Origin of the sequence: Pigmentiphaga kullae, assembly GCF_004216695.1 — a bacterium.
GTDB classification, from domain to species: Bacteria; Pseudomonadota; Gammaproteobacteria; order Burkholderiales; family Burkholderiaceae_B; genus Pigmentiphaga; species Pigmentiphaga kullae.
The window spans coordinates 2,222,760-2,241,536 of the sequence record NZ_SGXC01000001.1 but is presented as its reverse complement, the minus strand read 5'-3'; the positions used below and the strand labels follow the sequence as shown (position 1 = coordinate 2,241,536).

At 69.3% G+C, this 18,777-nt stretch carries 16 protein-coding genes; 6 read left to right on the top strand and 10 right to left on the bottom strand.

Features of this window, described 5'->3' with window-relative positions:
• Positions 1–24: 24 nt before the first annotated feature.
• Positions 25–468 (bottom strand): MarR family winged helix-turn-helix transcriptional regulator, encoded by a 444-nt coding sequence (locus EV675_RS10965; protein ID WP_130357268.1) that lies wholly within the window; start codon positions 466–468, stop codon positions 25–27.
• Between the two features lie 147 nt (positions 469–615).
• On the opposite strand from EV675_RS10965, the gene EV675_RS10960 reads away from it, so the two are divergent.
• Positions 616–2,103: a DHA2 family efflux MFS transporter permease subunit gene (locus EV675_RS10960; protein ID WP_130357991.1), complete on the top strand. Its 1,488-nt coding sequence runs from the start codon at positions 616–618 to the stop codon at positions 2,101–2,103.
• 6 nt (positions 2,104–2,109) lie between these two features.
• Here EV675_RS10960 and gcvP read toward each other — a convergent pair whose 3' ends face one another.
• The 4 genes from gcvP to EV675_RS10940 all read right to left on the bottom strand — a co-directional run bounded on the left by gcvP (position 2,110) and on the right by EV675_RS10940 (position 7,531).
• A complete protein-coding gene (gcvP, locus tag EV675_RS10955) occupies positions 2,110–4,974 on the bottom strand; it encodes an aminomethyl-transferring glycine dehydrogenase (RefSeq protein ID WP_130357267.1) in 2,865 nt (954 codons plus the stop codon).
• Positions 4,975–5,077: 103 nt separating this feature from the next.
• Positions 5,078–5,458 carry a glycine cleavage system protein GcvH gene (gene gcvH / locus EV675_RS10950; RefSeq protein ID WP_130357266.1) on the bottom strand — a complete coding sequence of 127 codons (381 nt, stop codon included), beginning with the start codon at positions 5,456–5,458 and terminating at the stop codon, positions 5,078–5,080.
• Between the two features lie 70 nt (positions 5,459–5,528).
• Entirely contained in the window at positions 5,529–6,635 is a 1,107-nt protein-coding gene (gene gcvT, locus EV675_RS10945) for a glycine cleavage system aminomethyltransferase GcvT (RefSeq protein WP_130357265.1), read from the bottom strand.
• A gap of 44 nt (positions 6,636–6,679) precedes the next feature.
• A complete protein-coding gene (locus EV675_RS10940; RefSeq protein ID WP_242621381.1) occupies positions 6,680–7,531 on the bottom strand; it encodes an SAM-dependent methyltransferase in 852 nt (283 codons plus the stop codon).
• Positions 7,532–7,718: 187 nt separating this feature from the next.
• Here EV675_RS10940 and EV675_RS10935 point away from each other — a divergent pair, with 187 nt between their 5' ends.
• On the top strand, positions 7,719–8,717 hold the full coding sequence (locus EV675_RS10935) for a Bug family tripartite tricarboxylate transporter substrate binding protein (RefSeq protein ID WP_130357264.1): 999 nt from the start codon (positions 7,719–7,721) through the stop codon (positions 8,715–8,717).
• On the opposite strand, the gene EV675_RS10930 is transcribed toward EV675_RS10935, so the two are convergent.
• Entirely contained in the window at positions 8,714–9,634 is a 921-nt protein-coding gene (locus tag EV675_RS10930) for a LysR family transcriptional regulator (RefSeq protein ID WP_130357263.1), read from the bottom strand. The genes EV675_RS10935 and EV675_RS10930 overlap by 4 nt on opposite strands.
• A gap of 185 nt (positions 9,635–9,819) precedes the next feature.
• On the opposite strand from EV675_RS10930, the gene EV675_RS10925 reads away from it, so the two are divergent.
• From EV675_RS10925 to EV675_RS10910, 4 genes are read left to right on the top strand one after another with little or no spacing between them, the layout of a single operon-like run.
• Positions 9,820–10,809, top strand: a complete 990-nt coding sequence (locus EV675_RS10925) for a Bug family tripartite tricarboxylate transporter substrate binding protein (RefSeq protein ID WP_130357262.1) — start codon at positions 9,820–9,822, stop codon at positions 10,807–10,809.
• Positions 10,810–10,811: 2 nt separating this feature from the next.
• Complete coding sequence (locus EV675_RS10920; RefSeq protein ID WP_165404528.1) at positions 10,812–11,444, top strand: RraA family protein; 633 nt, start codon at positions 10,812–10,814, stop codon at positions 11,442–11,444.
• Positions 11,445–11,454: 10 nt separating this feature from the next.
• Complete coding sequence (locus EV675_RS10915) at positions 11,455–12,729, top strand: aconitase family protein (protein WP_130357260.1); 1,275 nt, start codon at positions 11,455–11,457, stop codon at positions 12,727–12,729.
• A complete protein-coding gene (locus tag EV675_RS10910) occupies positions 12,726–13,280 on the top strand; it encodes a 3-isopropylmalate dehydratase small subunit (RefSeq protein WP_130357259.1) in 555 nt (184 codons plus the stop codon). Before EV675_RS10915 ends, EV675_RS10910 begins: the two co-directional genes overlap by 4 nt.
• On the opposite strand, the gene EV675_RS10905 is transcribed toward EV675_RS10910, so the two are convergent.
• The 4 genes from EV675_RS10905 to EV675_RS10890 all read right to left on the bottom strand — a co-directional run bounded on the left by EV675_RS10905 (position 13,281) and on the right by EV675_RS10890 (position 18,747).
• Positions 13,281–14,498 (bottom strand): BaiN/RdsA family NAD(P)/FAD-dependent oxidoreductase, encoded by a 1,218-nt coding sequence (locus EV675_RS10905; RefSeq protein WP_130357258.1) that lies wholly within the window; start codon positions 14,496–14,498, stop codon positions 13,281–13,283.
• Positions 14,498–16,759, bottom strand: coding sequence for an arginine/lysine/ornithine decarboxylase (locus tag EV675_RS10900; RefSeq protein WP_130357257.1), 2,262 nt, complete (start codon positions 16,757–16,759; stop codon positions 14,498–14,500). The genes EV675_RS10905 and EV675_RS10900 overlap by 1 nt, the downstream gene beginning before the upstream one ends.
• A 317-nt stretch (positions 16,760–17,076) precedes the next feature.
• Positions 17,077–17,640: a dCTP deaminase gene (dcd, locus tag EV675_RS10895; RefSeq protein WP_130357256.1), complete on the bottom strand. Its 564-nt coding sequence runs from the start codon at positions 17,638–17,640 to the stop codon at positions 17,077–17,079.
• Between the two features lie 99 nt (positions 17,641–17,739).
• Entirely contained in the window at positions 17,740–18,747 is a 1,008-nt protein-coding gene (locus EV675_RS10890) for a Bug family tripartite tricarboxylate transporter substrate binding protein (RefSeq protein WP_130357255.1), read from the bottom strand.
• Between the last annotated feature and the right edge of the window lie 30 nt (positions 18,748–18,777).

Here is an 18,777-nt window from a genome sequence, read left to right as displayed (position 1 = left end):
GCACCGGCGCGGTCCCCGAATGGATCACCCCGCGTCCGGCGCGGCCATGTTGTTGCGGACGCGTTGCAGCAATCCTATCAACTGGCCTTGCTCGGCCTCGGTCAGGCCGCGCAGGGCGAAATCGGCCAGTTCGTCGCCCACGTTCAGCGCCTCCGCCAGCATGGACTCGGCCTTGGCCGTGGCCTCGACGCGGAACGCCCGCCTGTCGCCGGGCACCGGCATGCGCGTGACCCAGCCGCCGTCCTGCATCCGGTCCAGCATGCGGGCGACGGTCATGGGCGTGACATCCAGGGTCTCGGCCAGTTGCGCCTGCGTCATCGGCCCCAGGAAGGACAGGTACAGGGCCAGGCGGCACTGCGCGCGGCTGAGCTCCAGCCGCCCGCGCGCCCGGCGATCGAATTCGGTGCTCATCAGCCGGCCGATGTCGGACACCAGGAAACCGAAGCGCTTGTCGTAGGGAGTCGCCATGGGAAGACCGCAAGAGGAACGCGCGTTATTGTCGCCCATCGCCGCGCGTTCGGGAATATGTAAGCAAGCATATGATATACCTACATATCATTCCAGTCCCGCCGGGCGCTTACCGTGCAAACCCCCGCCGCGCCGCTCAACCGGCGCATGATCACCCTGTCCATCATGCTGGCCACGCTGATGCAGACCCTGGACAGCACCATCGCCAACGTCGCGCTGCCCCACATGCAGGGTACGCTGTCCGCCTCCCAGGACGAAATCAGCTGGGTCCTGACCTCCTACATCGTGGCCGCCGCCATCGCCACGCCGCTGACCGGCTGGCTGGCCGCGCGGCTGGGCGTCAAGCGCCTGCTGGCGGTGGCGGTCAGCGGCTTCACCGTGGCCTCGCTGCTGTGCGGCCTGTCCGAAACCCTGGCCCAGATCGTCGGCGCACGGCTGCTGCAAGGCCTGTTCGGGGCCGCGCTGGTGCCGTTGTCCCAATCCATCCTGCTGGACATCAATCCGCGCGACAAGCAGCCGCAGGCCATCGCGATCTGGGGCGTGGGCGTGATGGTGGGGCCGATACTGGGCCCCACCCTGGGCGGCTGGCTGACGGACAGCTACAACTGGCGCTGGGTGTTCCTGATCAACCTGCCCATCGGCGCCTTCGCGCTGTTCGGCGTACTGACCTACCTGCCCCGCTCCAAGCCATCGGCCAGGCAGGCGCTGGACTTCTTCGGGTTCATCACCCTGTCGCTGGCCATCGGGGCGCTGCAGGCCATGCTGGACCGCGGCCAGCAGCTGGACTGGTTCGGCTCGCTCGAAATACGCATCGAGGCCGCCGTCGCGCTGGTCAGCTTCGTCTTCTTCGCGCTGCACACGGCCACGGCGGGCAAGGGATCCTTCTTCCGCTACGAACTGCTGAAAGACGGCAATTTCGTCACCGGCACCTGTTTCATCTTCGTGATCGGCGCGGTGATGTACGCGACGCGCGCCCTGCTGCCCCCCATGCTGGAGGCACTGATGGGCTATCCGGTGGCCACCACCGGCCTGGTCACCGCGCCAAGCGGCGTGGGCACCATGGTAGCCATGCTGATCGCGGGACGGCTGGTCGGGCGCATGGACGTGCGCATGATGCTGCTGGCCGGCTTCCTGGTGTCGGCGGTCGCGCTCTACCAGATGATGGGCTACACGCTGGTCCTGTCCGAAAGCGACATCGTCTGGCCGGGCGTCATCCAGGGCGTGGGCCTGGGCTTCGTATTCGTCCCGCTGAGCGCGGTCACCTTCGCCACGCTGGCCCCCGAACTGCGGGCCGACGGCACGGCCATCTTCAGCCTGATGCGCAACATCGGCAGCAGCATAGGCATCTCGGTGATCCAGGCCCAGGTCACGCGCAATACCCAGGTCGTGCATGCCTCGCTGGTCGAGCACATGAATCCGGCCAACGCCGCGCTGGTGCAGAACTACGACCTGAGTTCGCCCACGGCGCTGGAGTCGCTGAACCGGATGGTGACGCAGCAGGCCTCGATGATCGCCTACGTCGACGCCTTCAAGCTGATGTTCATCGCCACCCTGTGCGTGGTGCCGCTGCTGGCCATCGTGCGCTCGCGCCGGCGCGCGGCAGGCGAGGACGCCCCGCACGTGGCCATGGACTGATCGCGGCTAGGCATAGTCGCTCGTGGGCGGGCACGAGCAGGCCAGGTTGCGGTCGCCATACAGGTTGTCCACCCGCCCCACGGGCGGCCAGTATTTGTGCTCGCGCAGCGACGGCACAGGATAGGCCGCGCGCTCGCGCTCATAGGGGTGCGGCCAGTCCCGCGCCAGCAGCGCCTCGGCGGTATGCGGCGCGTTCTTGAGCAGGTTGTCGGCGCGGTCCTGCTGCCCTGCTTCGATCTCGGCGATCTCGGCGCGGATGGCGATCATCGCTTCGATGAAGCGATCCAGCTCGGCGCGGCTTTCGGATTCGGTCGGCTCCACCATCAGCGTGCCGGCCACCGGAAAGCTCATCGTGGGCGCATGGAAGCCATAGTCGATCAGGCGCTTGGCCACGTCCTCGGCGTCGATGCCGCAGCGCTGCTTGATGGGCCGCAGGTCCAGGATGCACTCGTGCGCCACGTGGCTGCCGCGGCCGGTGTACAGGACGGGATAGTGTTCGGCCAGCCGGCGGGCCACGTAGTTGGCATTCAGGATGGCGACCTGGGTCGCCTTGCGCAGCCCCTCGGCCCCCATCAGCGCCACGTAGGCCGCGGGAATGGGCAGGATGCCCGCCGACCCCAGCGGCGCGGCGGCCACGGGGCCGCAGGGCGTGCCCGCCGGCAGCCGGCCGTCCTCGCCCACCACGCCGGGCAGATACGGCGCCAGGTGCGCCCGCACCGCCACCGGCCCCACGCCCGGCCCGCCGCCGCCATGCGGAATGCAGAAGGTCTTGTGCAGGTTCAGGTGGGACACGTCGGCGCCGATGCGGCCGGGCTTGACCAGGCCGACCAGGGCATTCATGTTGGCGCCGTCCAGGTAGACCTGCCCGCCGTGGTCGTGGACGATGCGGCAGATCTCGCCGATGGCGTCCTCGAACACGCCATGGGTCGACGGATAGGTCACCATCAGCGCCGCCAGCCCCCGCCCCGCCTCGGCCGCCTTGCGGCGCAGGTCCTCGACGTCGACGTTGCCCTGCCGGTCGCACGCCACCACCACGACGCGCATGCCGGCCAGTTGGGCGGAGGCGGGATTGGTGCCATGGGCCGAGGCCGGGATCAGGCAGATGTCGCGCGCCGATTCGCCGCGCGCGGCATGGTAGGCGCGCACCGCCATCAGGCCGGCGTACTCGCCCTGCGCCCCGGAATTGGGCTGGAAACTGATGGCGTCGTAGCCCGTGATTTCGCACAGCGCGCGCGACAGCCCGGCGACCAGCTCGCGATAGCCCTCGGCCTGCCACGCCGGCGCGTACGGATGCAGCGCGGCGAAGCGCGGCCAGGTGATCGGCATCATTTCGGCGGTGGCGTTGAGCTTCATCGTGCATGAACCCAGCGGGATCATGGTGCGATCCAGCGCGAGGTCCATGTCCGACAGCCGCCGCAGCCAGCGCAGCATCTCGGTTTCCGAACGGATGGAGCGGAACACGGGATGGGACAGCGCCGGCGTATCGCGCGCCAGGTCCGGCGGGACCGCGGACGGCCCGGCCGCGCCGGCCGCGGCCGCACCGCCCTTCCTGCCGCAGCCTTCGGCGAACACCGCCAGCAGGGACGCCAGGTCGGCGTCGGTCACGGTCTCGTCCAGCGACACCGCCAGATGCGCCGCGTCGAGCTTGCGCAGGTTGATGCGCGCCGCCTCGGCCGCGCGGACGATGGCGGCGGTATGGTCGCCCGTGCGCAAGTGCAGCGTGTCGAAAAAGGATTCATGCCTCGCCTCGATGCCGAGGCGGGCCAGCGCGTCGCGCAGCGCCACCGTCTGGCGATGCACGCGGGCCGCCATGCGCGCGAGGCCATCGGGGCCGTGCCAGACCGCGTACATCGCGGCCATGACGGCCAGCAGCACCTGCGAGGTGCAGATGTTGGAGGTGGCCTTCTCGCGGCGGATGTGCTGCTCGCGCGTTTGCAGCGCCAGCCGCAGCGCCGGCCGGCCCGAGGCATCGCGCGACACGCCCACCAGCCGTCCGGGCAGGTTGCGCTTGAGTTCGTCCCGGCACGCCATGAACGCGGCGTGCGGGCCGCCGTATCCGGGCGGGATGCCGAAGCGCTGCGACGAGCCGACGGCGATGTCCGCCCCCCAGGCGCCCGGCGGCTGGATCAGCGCCAGCGCCAGCAGGTCGGTCGCGCACGCGACCACGCCGCCGGCCGCCTTCACCTCGGCGGCCAGCCGCGCGTAGCGCCGCACTTCGCCGGTGCTGCAGGGATACTGCAACAGGATCCCGAAGCACGCGGGCACGCCGGCGGCTTCGTCGCCGACCACGACGTCGATGTCCAGCGCGCAGGCCCGGGTGCGCAGCACCTCGATGGTCTGCGGATGGCAGCCCGAGGACACGAAAAACACCCGGCTGTCGCTGGCGGAGCCGCGCCGCGCCAGGGTCATGGCCTCGGCGGCCGCGGTGGCCTCGTCCAGCAGCGACGCATTGGCGATGTCCAGGCCGGTCAGCTCGCACACCATGGTCTGGAACACCAGCAGGGCCTGCAGCCGGCCCTGGGATATCTCGGGCTGGTAGGGGGTATAGGCGGTGTACCAGGCCGGGTTCTCCAGGATGTTGCGCTGGAGGACCGGCGGCGTGTGCGTGCCGTAGTAGCCCTGGCCGATATAGCTGCGGAAAAGCATGTTGCGCCCCGCCAGGGCCTCGAGTCCGGCCAGCGCGCCGGCCTCGGTCATCGGGCCCGGCAGGTCCAGCGGAGCGGTTTCCAGGATGGCCGCCGGCACCACGCGGCGTACCAGGTCATCCAGGCTGTCGGCCCCGACCACGGCCAGCATCGCGGCCTGGTCGGAATCGGAAGGCCCGATATGGCGGGCCGTGAATGCCGCATCGTCTTCAAGCGCCTTGAGCATGGGAACCCGTCCTGTCGTGGGCCTGCGATGGAATGGCTAAGAGGCGCGCACCCGTTCGCCGCGCGGGTGCCGGCCGCGGCCCGGACGGGCCGCGGCGGTGGCGTCATTCGGCGTCGACCGAGGCCTGGTAGCCCGCCGCGTCGAGCAGGCCGGCGGTGTCTGCCATGTTGTCGGGCCGCAGCTTGAAGATCCAGGCGGTGTAGGGCGCCTGGTTCAGCTGCTCGGGGCTGGCCGAGAGGTCTTCGTTGAAGGCCACGATTTCGCCCGCCACGGGCGCATAGATGTCGGAGGCCGCCTTGACCGACTCCACCACGCCCGCCGTCTGGCCGGCCTGGAGCCTGGCCCCGACCTTGACGTCGCCGACATAGACCAGGTCGCCCAGCTGGTCCTGCGCATGGTCGGTGATGCCCACCACCAGCAGATCGCCGTCGGCGCGTATCCATTCGTGGGTCTTGGCGTACTTGAGTTCGGAAGGAAGATTCATGGAGGCGGATCCTGGTGATGGGGAAGAGTCTGGAGGAATTGTAGTGAACCTTGGCGACGGCGGGCGCGGATCAAGGCTCGCCGCTGTCGAGCACCTTGCCGCGCCGCACGAAGGGCAGCCGGCAGACCACCGCCGGCACGCGCCGGCCGCGAATCTCCACCTCGGCCGCGTCGCCGGGCGACACGCTGTCCGGCAGGCGGGCGAAACCGATGGACGTGCCCAGGGTGGGCGACATGGTGCCGCTGGTGACCATGCCGGCGCCCTCGGCCGTCTCGACCGCCATCTGGGCGCGCATCACGCCCCGGTCCAGCAGCTTGAGCCCCAGCAACTGCCACTTCAGGCCGTAGGCCAGCGCCGCGCGCCCGACGAAGTCGCGCTGCGGATCGTGGTCGGACACCGTCCAGGCCAGCCCGGCCTCGGCCGGCTGGGTCAGTTCGTCCATGTCCTGCCCGTACAGGTTCAGGCCGGCCTCGATCCGCAGCGTGTCGCGCGCCCCCAGGCCGCAGGGCGCGACGCCCGCCGCCAGCAGGTCCCGCCACAGGGCGGGCGCATCGGCGCCGGGCAGCACCACTTCCACGCCGTCCTCGCCGGTGTAGCCCGTCCGCGCCACCAGCACGCCCTCGGCCCCTTCGGCCGTGAACGGCGCCAGGCCACGCGCCAGGCGCCCCAGCGCCGGCCTTGCCTGCGCCAGCCGGTCGCGGGCCTGCGGCCCCTGGACCGCGATCATCGCCAGTTCGCGGCGCGGCTCGATCGCCACGTCGTAGCCGCCCGCCTGGGCGACGCGCGCCATCCACACCAGGTCCTTGTCGGCCGACGCGGCGTTGACCACCAGCCGGTAGTGCTCCGGCGTCAGCAGGTAGACGATCAGGTCGTCGACCACGCCCGCCTGGGGATTGAGCATGCAGGAATACAGCGCCCTGCCCGGCTCGGCCAGGCGATCGACGTCGTTGGCCAGCAAATGCCGCAGGTAGGGCCGCGCCTGGCTGCCCACCACGTCCACGTTGAGCATGTGCGAGACGTCGAACATGCCCGCGCCGCGCCGGACGGCATGGTGCTCGTCGATCTGCGAACCGTACGAGACGGGCATGGACCAGCCGCCGAAGTCGATCATCTTGCCGGACAGGGCCAGATGCTCGGCGAAGAGCGGGGTCTGTTTCAGGGGGAGGGACGCGGTCATGCGGATTCCTGCGTAACGGAATGGACGGACGGGATGGACGGACGTCAGCCGCGCACGGCGGACCACGAAGCCGGCTTACCCCCGGCGCGCGTGCCTTGCATGGTGTTGCCATTGACCTTGCCGCGATAGCGTACCCCGTTCACCGAGAACGAGATCTCGTCGCCGCGCAAGGTGGCATCGTCGAGGGGCCGGGCATCCAGGGTGCCGCTCAGCCGCTGGTACTGCTGGGCGAGCTTCAGTTCGCGGCCGTCGAGTTTCCACGCGCCTTCGACCTTGGCGGGCACGATCCACAGCAGCGCCGAGCACCAGGTCTGGCATTGCTCGGTGACCGTGGCCTGCTCGTCGGGCCGCCAGTCGCCCATGGGAAAGGTGTTGGACACGACGCGGGTGCCGGGCTTGAGGTCCAGCAGGCGCGGCCGCAGCTTCTCGTTGATGGTGGGCAGCAGGAACAGCGTGACGACCGTGGCGCGGGAAAGGTCGGTCTCGAACAGGTCCGCCTTCTCGAAGGTGGCGCGGCCGGACACCCCGGCCGCCTGGGCGTTGCGGCGGGCCAGTTCGACCATCTCGGGGTTGTATTCGATGCCATGGGCCTTGATGCCGCGCTGGGCGGCGGTGATCACCAGGCGCCCGTCGCCCGAGCCCAGGTCGATCAGGGTATCGCCGGGCGCGGCCTTGGCCATGTCCATCATCTTGTCGACCAGGGTCTGGGGGGTCGGCACCCACACCACGTCCTTGCCTTCCTGGCCAACGTCGGGCACATACGACGAATCCGGCTTTTCCGCCGCCTGGACGGCGGCCAGGGCCGGCAGCGCGCAGGCGGCCAGGACGGCCATCCCCCGCGCGCACCGGCGCAACGCTTTCGACTGCAACGAACTACCCAACAACGCGAGCATCATGGGGTTTCCCCTTTTCTGGTGAACGAGTAAGCGGGACGTGGGTGCGTCGGATTCGATTGTGCCTGACTCGATGTCGGCGCGAAAGCAGGCTGGGCTTGCAGGGGATTCTCAACGACCGAGACGGGTGTTTGACCCGTCGTGCCGGGACGCGGCACGATTCCCCCATGAAAAATTCGAGGAGACAGCCATGGCCGCATTCCCGTTCCCCCTTGCCTGGCGACCACTGGCCGCCCTCTGCCAGATTGCCCTGGTGGCGGTCTGCGCTGTGCCGCAGGCGGCGGCGCAATATCCCGATCGACCCGTGCGCATCGTCACGCCCTTTCCGGTCGGCAGCGGCGTCGACGTGAACCTGCGCATGGTGACCGAACGCCTGTCCAAGGCCTGGGGCAAGCCCGTACTGGTCGAGAACAAGCCAGGCGCGGCCGGCTTCATCGCCATCGAAACCGCCAAGCGCGCCGCGCCCGACGGCTATACCCTGCTGCAACTGGACAGCGCGCAGATGGCCGCGCAGCCCTACCTGTTCAGCAAGCTTCCCTACGATCTGAAGCGTGACTTCACGCCGGTCACGACCTTGTTCCGCAATTATTTCTTCGTGGCGGTTCCCGCTGACAGCCGCTACCGCAGGGTGGGCGACCTGATCGCCGACGCCAAGGCGGCGCCGGGGAACATCGACTACGGATCCTGGTTCGTGGGCAGCCCCGGACATCTGGGAGGCGCCATGCTCGACCAGGCGGCGGGCACGTCCATGACGCACATCGCGTACAAGGAAATGTCGCAGCTCTACACGGCCGTGGCGAGCAGCCAGGTACCCTGGGCATTCGGCACCATAGGAAGCATGAACGCGCTCTACAAGGGGGGCAAGCTCAGGCTGCTGGCGGCCGCGGCGCCTTCGCGGGTGCAAGGGTTCGAGTCGATTCCCACCATGGGCGAGGCCGGCGGCCCGCAAGGTTTCGAGCTCAGCGCCTGGGTGGGCATCCTGGCGCCCCGGGGCGTTCCCGATGCCATCGCGGCCAGGATCCGCCGCGACATCGCCACGGCACTGCAGGACCCGGAACTGCGCGAGCGCTACATGCAGCTGGCCTACGAACCGCTGGCGATGACGCCCGAGCAATTCCAGGCCCAGCTCGATGCCGATTCGCGCCGGTATGGGCAGGTCATCAAGCGCTTGAACATTTCCTTGGATTAGGCCCGGGCCTGGGCCAGGATGCTGCGCAGCATGTCCACGAGTTTCAGCGCCGCCGGCGACAACGCGTGGCCGGGCAGCGTCACGATCGCCATGCTGCGGACCAGGGTGGGACGGACGATGCGCAGCTTCTGCACACCGGCGCCCAGCGTGCGCGGCAGCGCGGTCGTCGGCAGGATGGCGGCGCCCAGGCCGGCCGTCGCCATGGATATCAGCGTCTGCGAATGCATGAACTGGAAGCGCGTGGCCAGCTGCAGCCCCTGCGCGGCCATCGCTTCCTCGACGATGGCGCGCAGCGCGGTGCCCTGTTCCAGCACCAGCAGCGGCATGGCCGCCAGCGCCTTGAGCGAGATGGTCTTGCGGTCGCCGTCCAGCAGCGCGCGCGGCACCAGCGCGACCAGCTCGTCGGTCAGCAGGGGCTCGAAGCGGAACTCGGGCGAACCGGTCATCACGCTGATGCCGAAATCCACCTCCCGCTGCCTGACGCTTTCGAACAGCGCCGCCGCGGTGATCTCGCGCACGAAGACCTGGATGCCGGGATACCGGCCCTGGAAGGCCGCCAGCACGTCGCCCAGGTAGGCGCCGGCGATGGTGGGCGCGCAGGCCAGCGCGATGCGCCCGCGCTGGACGTCGGCGGCTTCCTGGATCGCCTGCAATCCGCCTTCCACCTCCTGCAGGGCACGCCGGACGCACTGGAGCAGTTGTTCGCCTTCGCGCGTCAGCGTGACCTGGCGCGTGGTGCGATGGAACAGCGGCACGCCCAATTGCTCTTCCAGGCGGCGGATCTGGCCGCTGACCGCCGAACCGGAGCGGTGGGCGCGCCCGGCGGCGGTACGGAAGCTGCGGCTCTCGCCCACGAGCATGAAGGTATGCAGCAGTTTCAGGTTGACCGAAGAGATCGGATCGCCGGGTCTGGCCATGGACGCTCGCCTGGTTTCACGGACCAGGAGATTGTACGGAAAATCTTCTTAATCCTAACAATAATCGCGATTGTCGTTCCACCAGACGCTTCCTAAACTGCGCGGCATGGAAACCGCACGATGCCCGCGACCGGCCGGCACGATGCGGCCGGGCCATCCGGGCCCGGACCTTCTGGAGACAAGCCATGAACCGTCCACGCCCCTTCGGACTCCTGCTGTCCGCCCTTGCCGCGGCCCTGCTCGCGGCCGCTCCGGCCGCCGGCCAGGGCTATCCCGCCAAGCCCATCCGCATCATCGCGCCCTTCCCGCCCGGCAATTCGTCCGACGTCGCGGCGCGCTTCCTGGGCGAGCAACTGGCCGCCCGGCTCGGCCAGCCGGTGGTGGTCGAAAACAAGGTCGGCGCCTCCGGACAGGTGGGCGCGGCCTATGTGGCCAAGTCCGATCCCGACGGCTACACGCTGCTGATGACCTCCACCTCGGCCACCATCAGCCCGGCCATCTACAAGTCGATTCCGTTCGACATCCTGGGCGATTTCTCGCCCATCGTGCGGGTGGCCGTGGCGCCCATGGTGCTGCTGGTCCGGGCCGACGCGCCGTATGCCAGCCTGGAGGATTTCGTGGCGCAACTGCGCAGCCACCCCGAACGCTATACCTACGCCACCGCGGGCAGCGGGACGATCCAGCATCTGACCATCGCCGCGTTCCTGTCCCGGCTGAAAACCGACGTGCTGGGCGTGCCTTACAAGGGCAGTCCGCAGGCGCTGACCGACCTCATCGGCGGCCAGGTGCAGTTCATGTTCGACGCCGTGTTGTCGGGCAAACCCCACGTGGATTCCGGACGGCTCAAGCCGCTGGCCGTGGCCAGCCTGGCGCCCATCGCGCAGATGCCGGGCGTGCCGGCGGCCGCGCAGTCCGCCATTCCGGAGCTCAAGGACTTCGAGATCGAAGGCTGGGTCGGCCTGCTGGCCCCCCGCGGAACGCCGGCCGCGATCACGCAGCGCCTGAACCGCGAGATCGTGGCGGTCCTGACCTCGCCCGACATGCGCGAGCGGCTGGCCAAGGCCAACATCGCCACCGCCGCGGCCAATACGCCGGAAGAGTTCTCGCAGTTCCTGCGCAAGGACGCGCAGCGCTGGAAAGACATCGTGACCGCCGCCCGGATCCCCCAGGAATGACCATGTCCCCAGACACCGACGCCGTCGCGGCGCTGTGTGCCCTGCTGCGGCAGGCATCGGCCGCCGCCGCCTATGAAGCCATGGAGCGCGGAGGGCACATGTCGCCCACGCTGTCGGCCCTCGTGGCCGGCGTGCTGTGCACCGGGCCGGCGTACACCGTGCGCGCCCCCGCAGGCTACGGCGACGAGATCGTGCGCGCGGCCGATGAAGCGCCGCCGGGCTCGGTCATCGTGATCGACGTCGGCCCCGCGCCGGACGCCTGCACCTGGGGCGGCACGGGAACGGTCGTCGCCCAGCGGCGCGGCGTCTCGGGCGTCGTCAGCAACGGACGGGTGCGCGACCTGGCCGAGATACGCCGCGCACGCTTTCCCGTATTCGCCCGCGGCGCGGTCGCCACCGGCTGGTCGGGCGGCCGCCGGGGCGAGACGGGCGTGCCGGTGTCGGTGGGCGGCCGGGTGGTCCAGGCCGGCGATGTCCTCTGCGCCGACGACGACGGCATCGTCGTCATCCCGCGCGCCGGCGCGGCCCCCTTCCTGGAGCGGCTGCGGGCGCGCCTGGACTTCGAACGCGAGGCCGCCCGCATCGTCGACGAAGGCGGCCGCTACGCCGACGTCATGGCCCGCAAGCCCGCCTGACACCGCCCCCATGAACCGTATCGCCTCCAGAATCCCGCAGACGGGCGCCGAGAAGATCCTCGCGCGCGCCAGCGGCAAGCCCTGCGTCCGCCCCGGCGACATCGTTTCGCCGGAACCCGAACTGGTCATCATCCACGACGGCTACGTGGAGTCCGCCTACAACGAGTTGTCGAACCTGGGGTACCGCCGCATCGCCCGCCCCGAACGCGTGATGTTCGTGACCGACCATGAAGTGGCCTACGCCAGCCCGGCCTCGGCCCTGCGCGCCCGCCGCATCCGCCAGATCGCCCGCGAATGGAACGTGGGCCGCTTCTTCGACGCCGGCCGCGGCGGACATGGACATCTCTTCCCCATCGAGGCCGGCCTGGTGCGGGCGGGCATGTTCCTGTCCTGCTACGACATGCACGCCACGAATTTCGGCGCGGTCGGCGCGGTGGCCTGCGCGCCCGGACCGGAAATTGTCTCGGTGCTGGCCACCGGTTCGGTCTGGGAACAGGTCCCCGCGACCGTGCGCGTGCGCCTGCAAGGCGCCACGGGGCCGGCGCTGACCGCGCGCGACGTCGGCTTCCATGTCACCCGCCTGTTCGCCGACGGCCGGCTGCCGGCGCACGACAACCGCATGATCGAGTTCGCCGGCGACTATGCGGCCGGGCTGCCGCTGTCGGAACGCGTGGCCCTTTGCAATTCGCTGACCGAGATCGGCGTCGCCAACGTCTGGTTCACCCCGGCCGGCGACGGCTCCATTCACGCCGGCGATGCCGACGCGCCGGTCGAGGCCGAGGTCGACATCGACCTGGCGGGCCTGGCGCCGCAGGTCGCCCTGCCCGGCGGCCCGCATCTGGGCGTGGACGTAGACGAGGCGGCCGGGCGGCACGTGGACCACGCCTACATCGGGTCGTGCGGATCCGGCATGTACGAGGATTTCGCCGCGGCCGCGGCCCTGCTGCGCGGCCGCCGGATCGCAGACCACGTGCGCATGTTCATCGTCCCGGGCACCGTCGAGACCTCGCTGCGCATGGCCCGCGACGGACTCGCGGAGGTGTTCCAGCAAGCCGGTGCGATGCTGCTTCCCCCCGGATGCGGCCCCTGCGCGGGCGGCGTGATGGGGCCCCTGGCCGAGGGCGAAACGTCCATTTCCACAGCCGCCACCAACCATGCCGGCCGCTTCGGCGCGAAGACGGCCCAGGCCTACCTGGGCAGCCCCTTGACGGTGGCGGCATCGGCGCTGGCTGGCCGCATCGCCGATCCGCGCGCGCTGATGCCAGAACGGGAGCCCATCCGATGACCGGCACGATGCGACGCGTCGGACGCTGCCACGTGTTCGGCGACGACATTCCCCTGGACGACGGCCTGATCCCCTTCGAGATGGCGATACGCCGCATCGACGATCCGCAACGCTTGCGGCCCGAGCTGCTCAGGATGGTGGACCCGGCCTTCCCCGAGCGGGTAGAGCCGGGGGACATCGTCGTGGCCGGCGCGAACTTCGGCTGCGGCAAGCCGCACTTCCAGGGCTTCATCGCGATGGCGGCGCTGGACCTGTCGGTGCTGTGCGTATCCATGCCCTACAAGACGCTGCGCGGCGCGATCTCGAAAGGCGTGCCGGTCCTGGCCGGCCTGCCCGGCATCGATGCGGCCCTGCGCACCGGCCACCGGCTGGACGTCGATTTCGCCAGGGGTACGGTCGTCAATCTGGACACCGGTCAGCGCATCGAGGTTCCGCCCTTGTCGCCGCTGCTGGCGGACGTCGTCCGGCGCGGCGGCACGCGCGGCACGCTGGCCGCCTGGCTGGATGCCCATCCGGACATGCGCCTGCCCGCCCCGGCAGCGGACGCGTGATCAGACCGCCTGGCCGCAGGCCACGCCGGACGCCCAGGCCCACTGGAAGTTGTAGCCGCCCAGCCAGCCGGTCACGTCCACCACCTCGCCGATGAAGTGCAGGCCGGGGACGGCCTTGGCTTCCATGGTCTGCTGGTCCAGGCCGCGGGTATCGACGCCGCCGCGCATGACCTCGGCCTTCCGGTACCCTTCGGTGCCCGACGGCGTCAGGGTCCAGCGCTTCATGCCCTCGGCCACCTGGCGCAGCGCCTTGTCGGGCAGGTCGGCGATACGCTGCTCGCCCAGGCCGGGATGCGCCGCGGCCAGCCACTGTTCGGCCAGCCGGCGCGGCACCATGCCGGCCAGCACGTTGGCCAGGTGCTGGCGGCCCCCGGCCTTGGCGGCCAGCAGGTCCGCCACCAGGTCCACGTCCGGCGCCAGGTCGATCACGATGGGCTCGCCCGGCTGCCAATAGCTCGATATCTGCAGCACCGCCGGACCGGACAGGCCGCGGTGGGTGAACAGCAGGTCCTCGCGGAACGAGGCCGCGCCCCGGCCCGAACCGGTGCGGATGTCGACCTCCAGCGCGACGCCGGCCAGGGGCACGAAGGGCTGCCATGAGGCGGCGTCGAAGGTCAGCGGCACCAGCGCCGGGCGGGGTTCGACGATCTTCAGGCCGAACTGCCGCGCGATGCGCAGGCCGAAGTCCGAGGCGCCGATCTGCGCGACGGGCAGCCCGCCGGTCGCGATGACCACGCGTTCGGCGCCGATGGCGCCGGACGAGGTACGAAGCATGAAACCCGCATCGCCCCGCTCCACCGATTCGACCGTGCAAGGCATGCGCCACGCCACGCCGCCCGCGTCGCACTCGGCGCGCAGCATGCGGATGATGTCCTCGCTGGATTCGTCGCAGAACAGCTGGCCCCGGTGCTTCTCGTGCCAGGCGATACGGTGGCGCGCCACCAGCGCCAGGAAATCGCGCGGCGTGTAGCGCGACAACGCCGAGCGGCAGAAGTGGGGATTGCCGGAAATGAAGTTGGCGGGTCCGGCATCGCGGTTGGTGAAATTGCACCGCCCCCCGCCCGAGATGCGGATCTTCTCGGCCAGCCGCCGGGCGTGGTCGATCAGCACCACGCGCCGGCCGCGCTGGCCGGCCACCGCCGCGCACATCATGCCGGCGGCGCCCGCGCCGATCACCGCCACGTCGAAGGCCGCGTCGCGCGGCCCGTCCGCCGCCATCAGGCGTCCTTGACGCAATCCACGTAGAAGCGCATGTCGCCGTTGGGCAGCACTTCTTCCACCAGCCCATGGATGTCGGTGTCGAAGCCCGGGAACTGGGCGTTGAACTTGCGGGCGAACTGCAGATACTTGACGATGGTGCTGTTGAAGCGTTCACCCGGGATCAGGAGCGGGATACCCGGCGGGTAAGGCGTCAACAGCACGCTGGTCACGCGTCCCTCCAGGTCGTCGATGTCGACCCGCTCGATTTCCCGATGCGCCATCTTGGCGAAGGCCTCGGACGGCTTCATGGCCGGCACCATGTCGCTCAGGTACATCTCGGTGGTCAGGCGCGCCACGTCGTGAGAGCGGTACATCTCGTGGATGCGGGTGCACAGGTCGCGCAGCCCCACCTGCTCGTACTGCGGATAGTCGTGGCAGAACTCGGGCAGGATGCGCCACATGGGCTGGTTCCTGTCGTAGTCGTCCTTGAACTGCTGCAGCGCGGTCAGCAGCGTGTTCCAGCGGCCCTTGGTGATGCCGATGGTGAACATGATGAAGAACGAATACAGGCCGGTCTTCTCGACGATCACGCCGTGCTCGGCCAGGAACTTGGTCACGATGGAAGCGGGAATGCCGGTCTGGCCGAAGGTGCCCGACACATCCAGGCCCGGCGTGACGATGGTCGCCTTGATCGGATCGAGCATGTTGAAACCGGGCGCCAGGGCGCCGAAGCCGTGCCAGTTGGCGTCGGTCTCGAGCAGCCAGTCGTCGCGCTCGCCGATGCCGTCGGCCACCAGGTTGTCCGGGCCCCAGACCTTGAACCACCAGTCGCTGGCGCCGAACTCGGCCTCCACCTTGCGCATCGCGCGGCGGAAGTCCAGCGCCTCGAGAATGCTTTCCTCGACCAGCGCCGTGCCGCCCGGCGGCTCCATCATCGCCGCCGCCACGTCGCAGGACGCGATGATCGCGTACTGCGGCGAGGTCGACGTATGCATCAGGTAGGCCTCGTTGAACACGTAGCGGTCCAGCCTGCGGGTCTCGGATTCCTGCACGATGATCTGCGAGGCCTGCGAGATGCCGGCCAGCAGCTTGTGCGTGGAGTGGGTCGCGTACACCATCGCCTCGGTGCTGCGCGGACGGTCCTTGCCGATGGCGTGCATGTTCCGGTAGAACTCGTGGAACGCCGCATGCGGCAGCCAGGCCTCGTCGAAGTGCAGGGTATCGATGCTGCTGCCCAGCAGTTCCTTGATCATCTCGACGTTGTAGACCACGCCGTCGTAGGTGCTCTGCGTGATGGTCAGGATGCGGGGCTTGCGGCCGGCGTTGTCCTTGGCGAAGGGATTGGCGTCGATCTTCTTCTGGATGTTCTCGGGGCGGAACTCCTCCAGCGGAATCGGCCCGATGATGCCCAGGTGGTTGCGCGTGGGCCGCAGGAACACCGGCACCGCGCCCGTCATGATGATGGCGTGCAGGATGGACTTGTGGCAGTTGCGGTCCACCACCACCACGTCGCCCGGCGCCACGTTGGCGTGCCAGACGATCTTGTTGGACGTGGACGTGCCGTTGGTCACGAAGAAGCAGTGATCGGCGTTGAAGATGCGCGCCGCGTTGCGCTCGGACGCCGCGACCGGGCCGGTGTGGTCCAGCAGCTGCCCCAGTTCGTCCACCGCGTTGCAGACGTCGGCGCGCAGCATGTTTTCGCCGAAGAACTGGTGGAACATCTGGCCCACCGGACTCTTCAGGAACGCCACGCCGCCCGAGTGCCCCGGACAGTGCCAGGAATACGAGCCGTCCTGCGCATACTTGACCAGTTCGCGGAAGAACGGCGGCGGCAGCGATTCGAGATAGCTCTTGGCTTCGCGGATGATGTGGCGGGCCACGAACTCCGGCGTGTCCTCGAACATGTGGATGAAGCCGTGCAGCTCGCGCAGGATGTCGTTCGGGATGTGCCGCGAGGTGCGGGTCTCGCCGTACAGGTAGATGGGGATCTCGGCATTGCGAAAGCGCAGTTCGCCGATGAAGGCCCGCAGCTTGCTGACGGCATTGGCCACGTCCTCGGGCATGCCCTCGCCGAATTCCTCGTCGTCGATCGACAGGATGAACGCGCTGGCGCGGCTCTGCTGTTGCGCGAACGACGACAGGTCGCCGTAGCTGGTGACGCCCAGCACCTCCATGCCCTCGGCCTCGATGGCCGCGGCCAGCGCGCGCACGCCCAGTCCGGAAGCGTTCTCGGAACGAAAATCTTCGTCGATGATGACGATGGGGAAACGAAATTTCATTGAAGTCCCCCCCTACGCGCTGACGCGCGCCCCCCAGGGGGCGGCACCGGCGGACTGGCGGAGCCAGATCCGCTGTGCCCTGGCAGGGCACGTGGCGGCAGGGAAATCGGTTGAAAAACGGCCGGCCGCAAGCAAGTTGCCTCGCACAGCGCCTCCGGGCGTAAAAAACATACAACTAGCGTAAAACAATTCAGTGTCGGTTTGAGGACCACCCTCGCCCCAGCCAATGCCCCCCAGACCACGACACGGGGGATCCGGCTCCGCCGGTCCCCCGCCGTCGGCCCCCTGGGGGGCGCGCGTCAGCGCGTAGGGGGGGGCTACGTCCGCGGCAGCGTCACGCCCTGCTGGCCCTGGTACTTCCCGCCGCGGTCCCGGTACGAAGTCTCGCAGACTTCGTCGCTTTCCAGAAACAGCATCTGGGCGCAGCCCTCGCCCGCGTAGATCTTGGCGGGCAGCGGCGTGGTGTTCGAGAACTCCAGCGTCACGTGGCCTTCCCACTCGGGTTCCAGCGGCGTGACGTTGACGATGATCCCGCAGCGCGCATAGGTGCTCTTGCCCAGGCAGATGGTCAGCACGCTGCGCGGGATGCGGAAGTATTCGACGGTGCGGGCCAGCGCGAAGGAATTGGGCGGGATGATGCAGACATCGCCCTTGAAGTCGACGAAGGACTTCTCGTCGAAGGCCTTGGGATCGACGATGGTCGAATTGATGTTGGTGAAGATCTTGAATTCGTCGGCGCAGCGCACGTCGTAGCCATAGCTGCTCGTGCCGTAGCTGACGATGCGCTTGCCGTCGTGCGCCCGGACCTGGCCGGGCTCGAATGGCTCGATCATGCCTTCGGCCGCCACGCGGCGGATCCAGCGGTCGCTTTTGATACTCATGGACGGGGGTCTCGTCAGGGGACGTCTACGTGAAAGGGGGAATTGTAGCTGGACTGGGGATACCCCCAATACCCCCCGCCGTCCCCGCCCCCTGCCCCCTCAGTCCAGCCGGATGTCGAGCGCCTTGATCACCTCGCCGTACCTGCGCGAATCCTCGGCGATGGCCCTGGAAAGATCGTCCGGCGTTCCCCCCAGGCCCACCGTGCCCTGGCGCGCCAGCAGTTCCTGCGCCTGGGGCGACCGCATCGCCCGGGTAACCGCCCGGGCGATCTTCTCGCGCAGCGCCAGCGGAGTCGCGGCCGGCGCCATCAGCCCCGACCACGACACGGCATCGCCGAAGGAAAGCCCGGTGGTTTCCTTCAAGGTCGGCATCTCGGGCACCAGCGGCGAGCGTTGTTCCGCGACCACACCCAGCGCCTTGACCCGCCCCCCGCGGATGAACGGCAGCGCGGCCGGCAACTGCGCGATCATCATGTCGATCTGGCCGCCGGCCACGTCCGCCAGCGCCGCCGACACGCTGTTGTAGGGCACGTGCAGCAGGTTGACGCCCGCACGCCCGGCGAAGATCTCGGCGGCCAGGTGCGCCTGGCTGCCTATGCCCGGCGACGAATAGCTCAGGCGCCCGGCCCTGGCCTTGGCGATCAGCGCCCTGGCATCGGCCACGCCCAGCGTGTTCGACACCACCAGCACGTTGGGCACCGCCCCTACCTGGGCCACGGGCGCCAGGTCGCGGGCGATGTCGAACGGCCGCTTCCGATACAGATGCGGGTTGACCGCCAGGTCCGACACCGGCACGGACACCAGCGTATAGCCGTCGGGCGCGGCCTTGACCACGGCCGAGATGCCTATGGTCCCCACCCCGCCGGGCTTGTTCTCGACGATGACCGGCTGGCCCCAGTCCTGCGCCAGGCGTTCGGCCAGGACGCGCGCCAGCAGGTCGGCCGCGCCGCCCGCGCCATAGGGCACGACGATGCGGACGGGGCGCTCGGGATAGGCATCGGCGGCATGGTCCTGGGCGAACGCCGGCGCGGCCAGGCAGGCCGCCGCGGCGCAGGCGGCCGCCCGCAGGAGGCTCGCCCGGGCTAGGGAAAAACGAGTGGTCTTCATGGACATATCCTTGGAAACGATGGGATCCGG

Coding starts and splice junctions, on each gene's coding strand:
- EV675_RS10965 (WP_130357268.1), bottom strand. CDS start 468: ATGGCGACTCCCTACGACAAGCGCTTCGGTTTCCTGGTGTCCGACATC.
- EV675_RS10890 (WP_130357255.1), bottom strand. CDS start 18,747: ATGAAGACCACTCGTTTTTCCCTAGCCCGGGCGAGCCTCCTGCGGGCG.
- EV675_RS10910 (WP_130357259.1), top strand. CDS start 12,726: ATGACCGGCACGATGCGACGCGTCGGACGCTGCCACGTGTTCGGCGAC.
- EV675_RS10920 (WP_165404528.1), top strand. CDS start 10,812: ATGTCCCCAGACACCGACGCCGTCGCGGCGCTGTGTGCCCTGCTGCGG.
- EV675_RS10940 (WP_242621381.1), bottom strand. CDS start 7,531: ATGATGCTCGCGTTGTTGGGTAGTTCGTTGCAGTCGAAAGCGTTGCGC.
- EV675_RS10905 (WP_130357258.1), bottom strand. CDS start 14,498: ATGGCGGCGGACGGGCCGCGCGACGCGGCCTTCGACGTGGCGGTGATC.
- EV675_RS10900 (WP_130357257.1), bottom strand. CDS start 16,759: ATGAAATTTCGTTTCCCCATCGTCATCATCGACGAAGATTTTCGTTCC.
- gcvH (WP_130357266.1), bottom strand. CDS start 5,458: ATGAATCTTCCTTCCGAACTCAAGTACGCCAAGACCCACGAATGGATA.
- EV675_RS10925 (WP_130357262.1), top strand. CDS start 9,820: ATGAACCGTCCACGCCCCTTCGGACTCCTGCTGTCCGCCCTTGCCGCG.
- EV675_RS10915 (WP_130357260.1), top strand. CDS start 11,455: ATGAACCGTATCGCCTCCAGAATCCCGCAGACGGGCGCCGAGAAGATC.
- gcvP (WP_130357267.1), bottom strand. CDS start 4,974: ATGCTCAAGGCGCTTGAAGACGATGCGGCATTCACGGCCCGCCATATC.
- gcvT (WP_130357265.1), bottom strand. CDS start 6,635: ATGACCGCGTCCCTCCCCCTGAAACAGACCCCGCTCTTCGCCGAGCAT.
- dcd (WP_130357256.1), bottom strand. CDS start 17,640: ATGAGTATCAAAAGCGACCGCTGGATCCGCCGCGTGGCGGCCGAAGGC.
- EV675_RS10960 (WP_130357991.1), top strand. CDS start 616: ATGATCACCCTGTCCATCATGCTGGCCACGCTGATGCAGACCCTGGAC.
- EV675_RS10935 (WP_130357264.1), top strand. CDS start 7,719: ATGGCCGCATTCCCGTTCCCCCTTGCCTGGCGACCACTGGCCGCCCTC.
- EV675_RS10930 (WP_130357263.1), bottom strand. CDS start 9,634: ATGGCCAGACCCGGCGATCCGATCTCTTCGGTCAACCTGAAACTGCTG.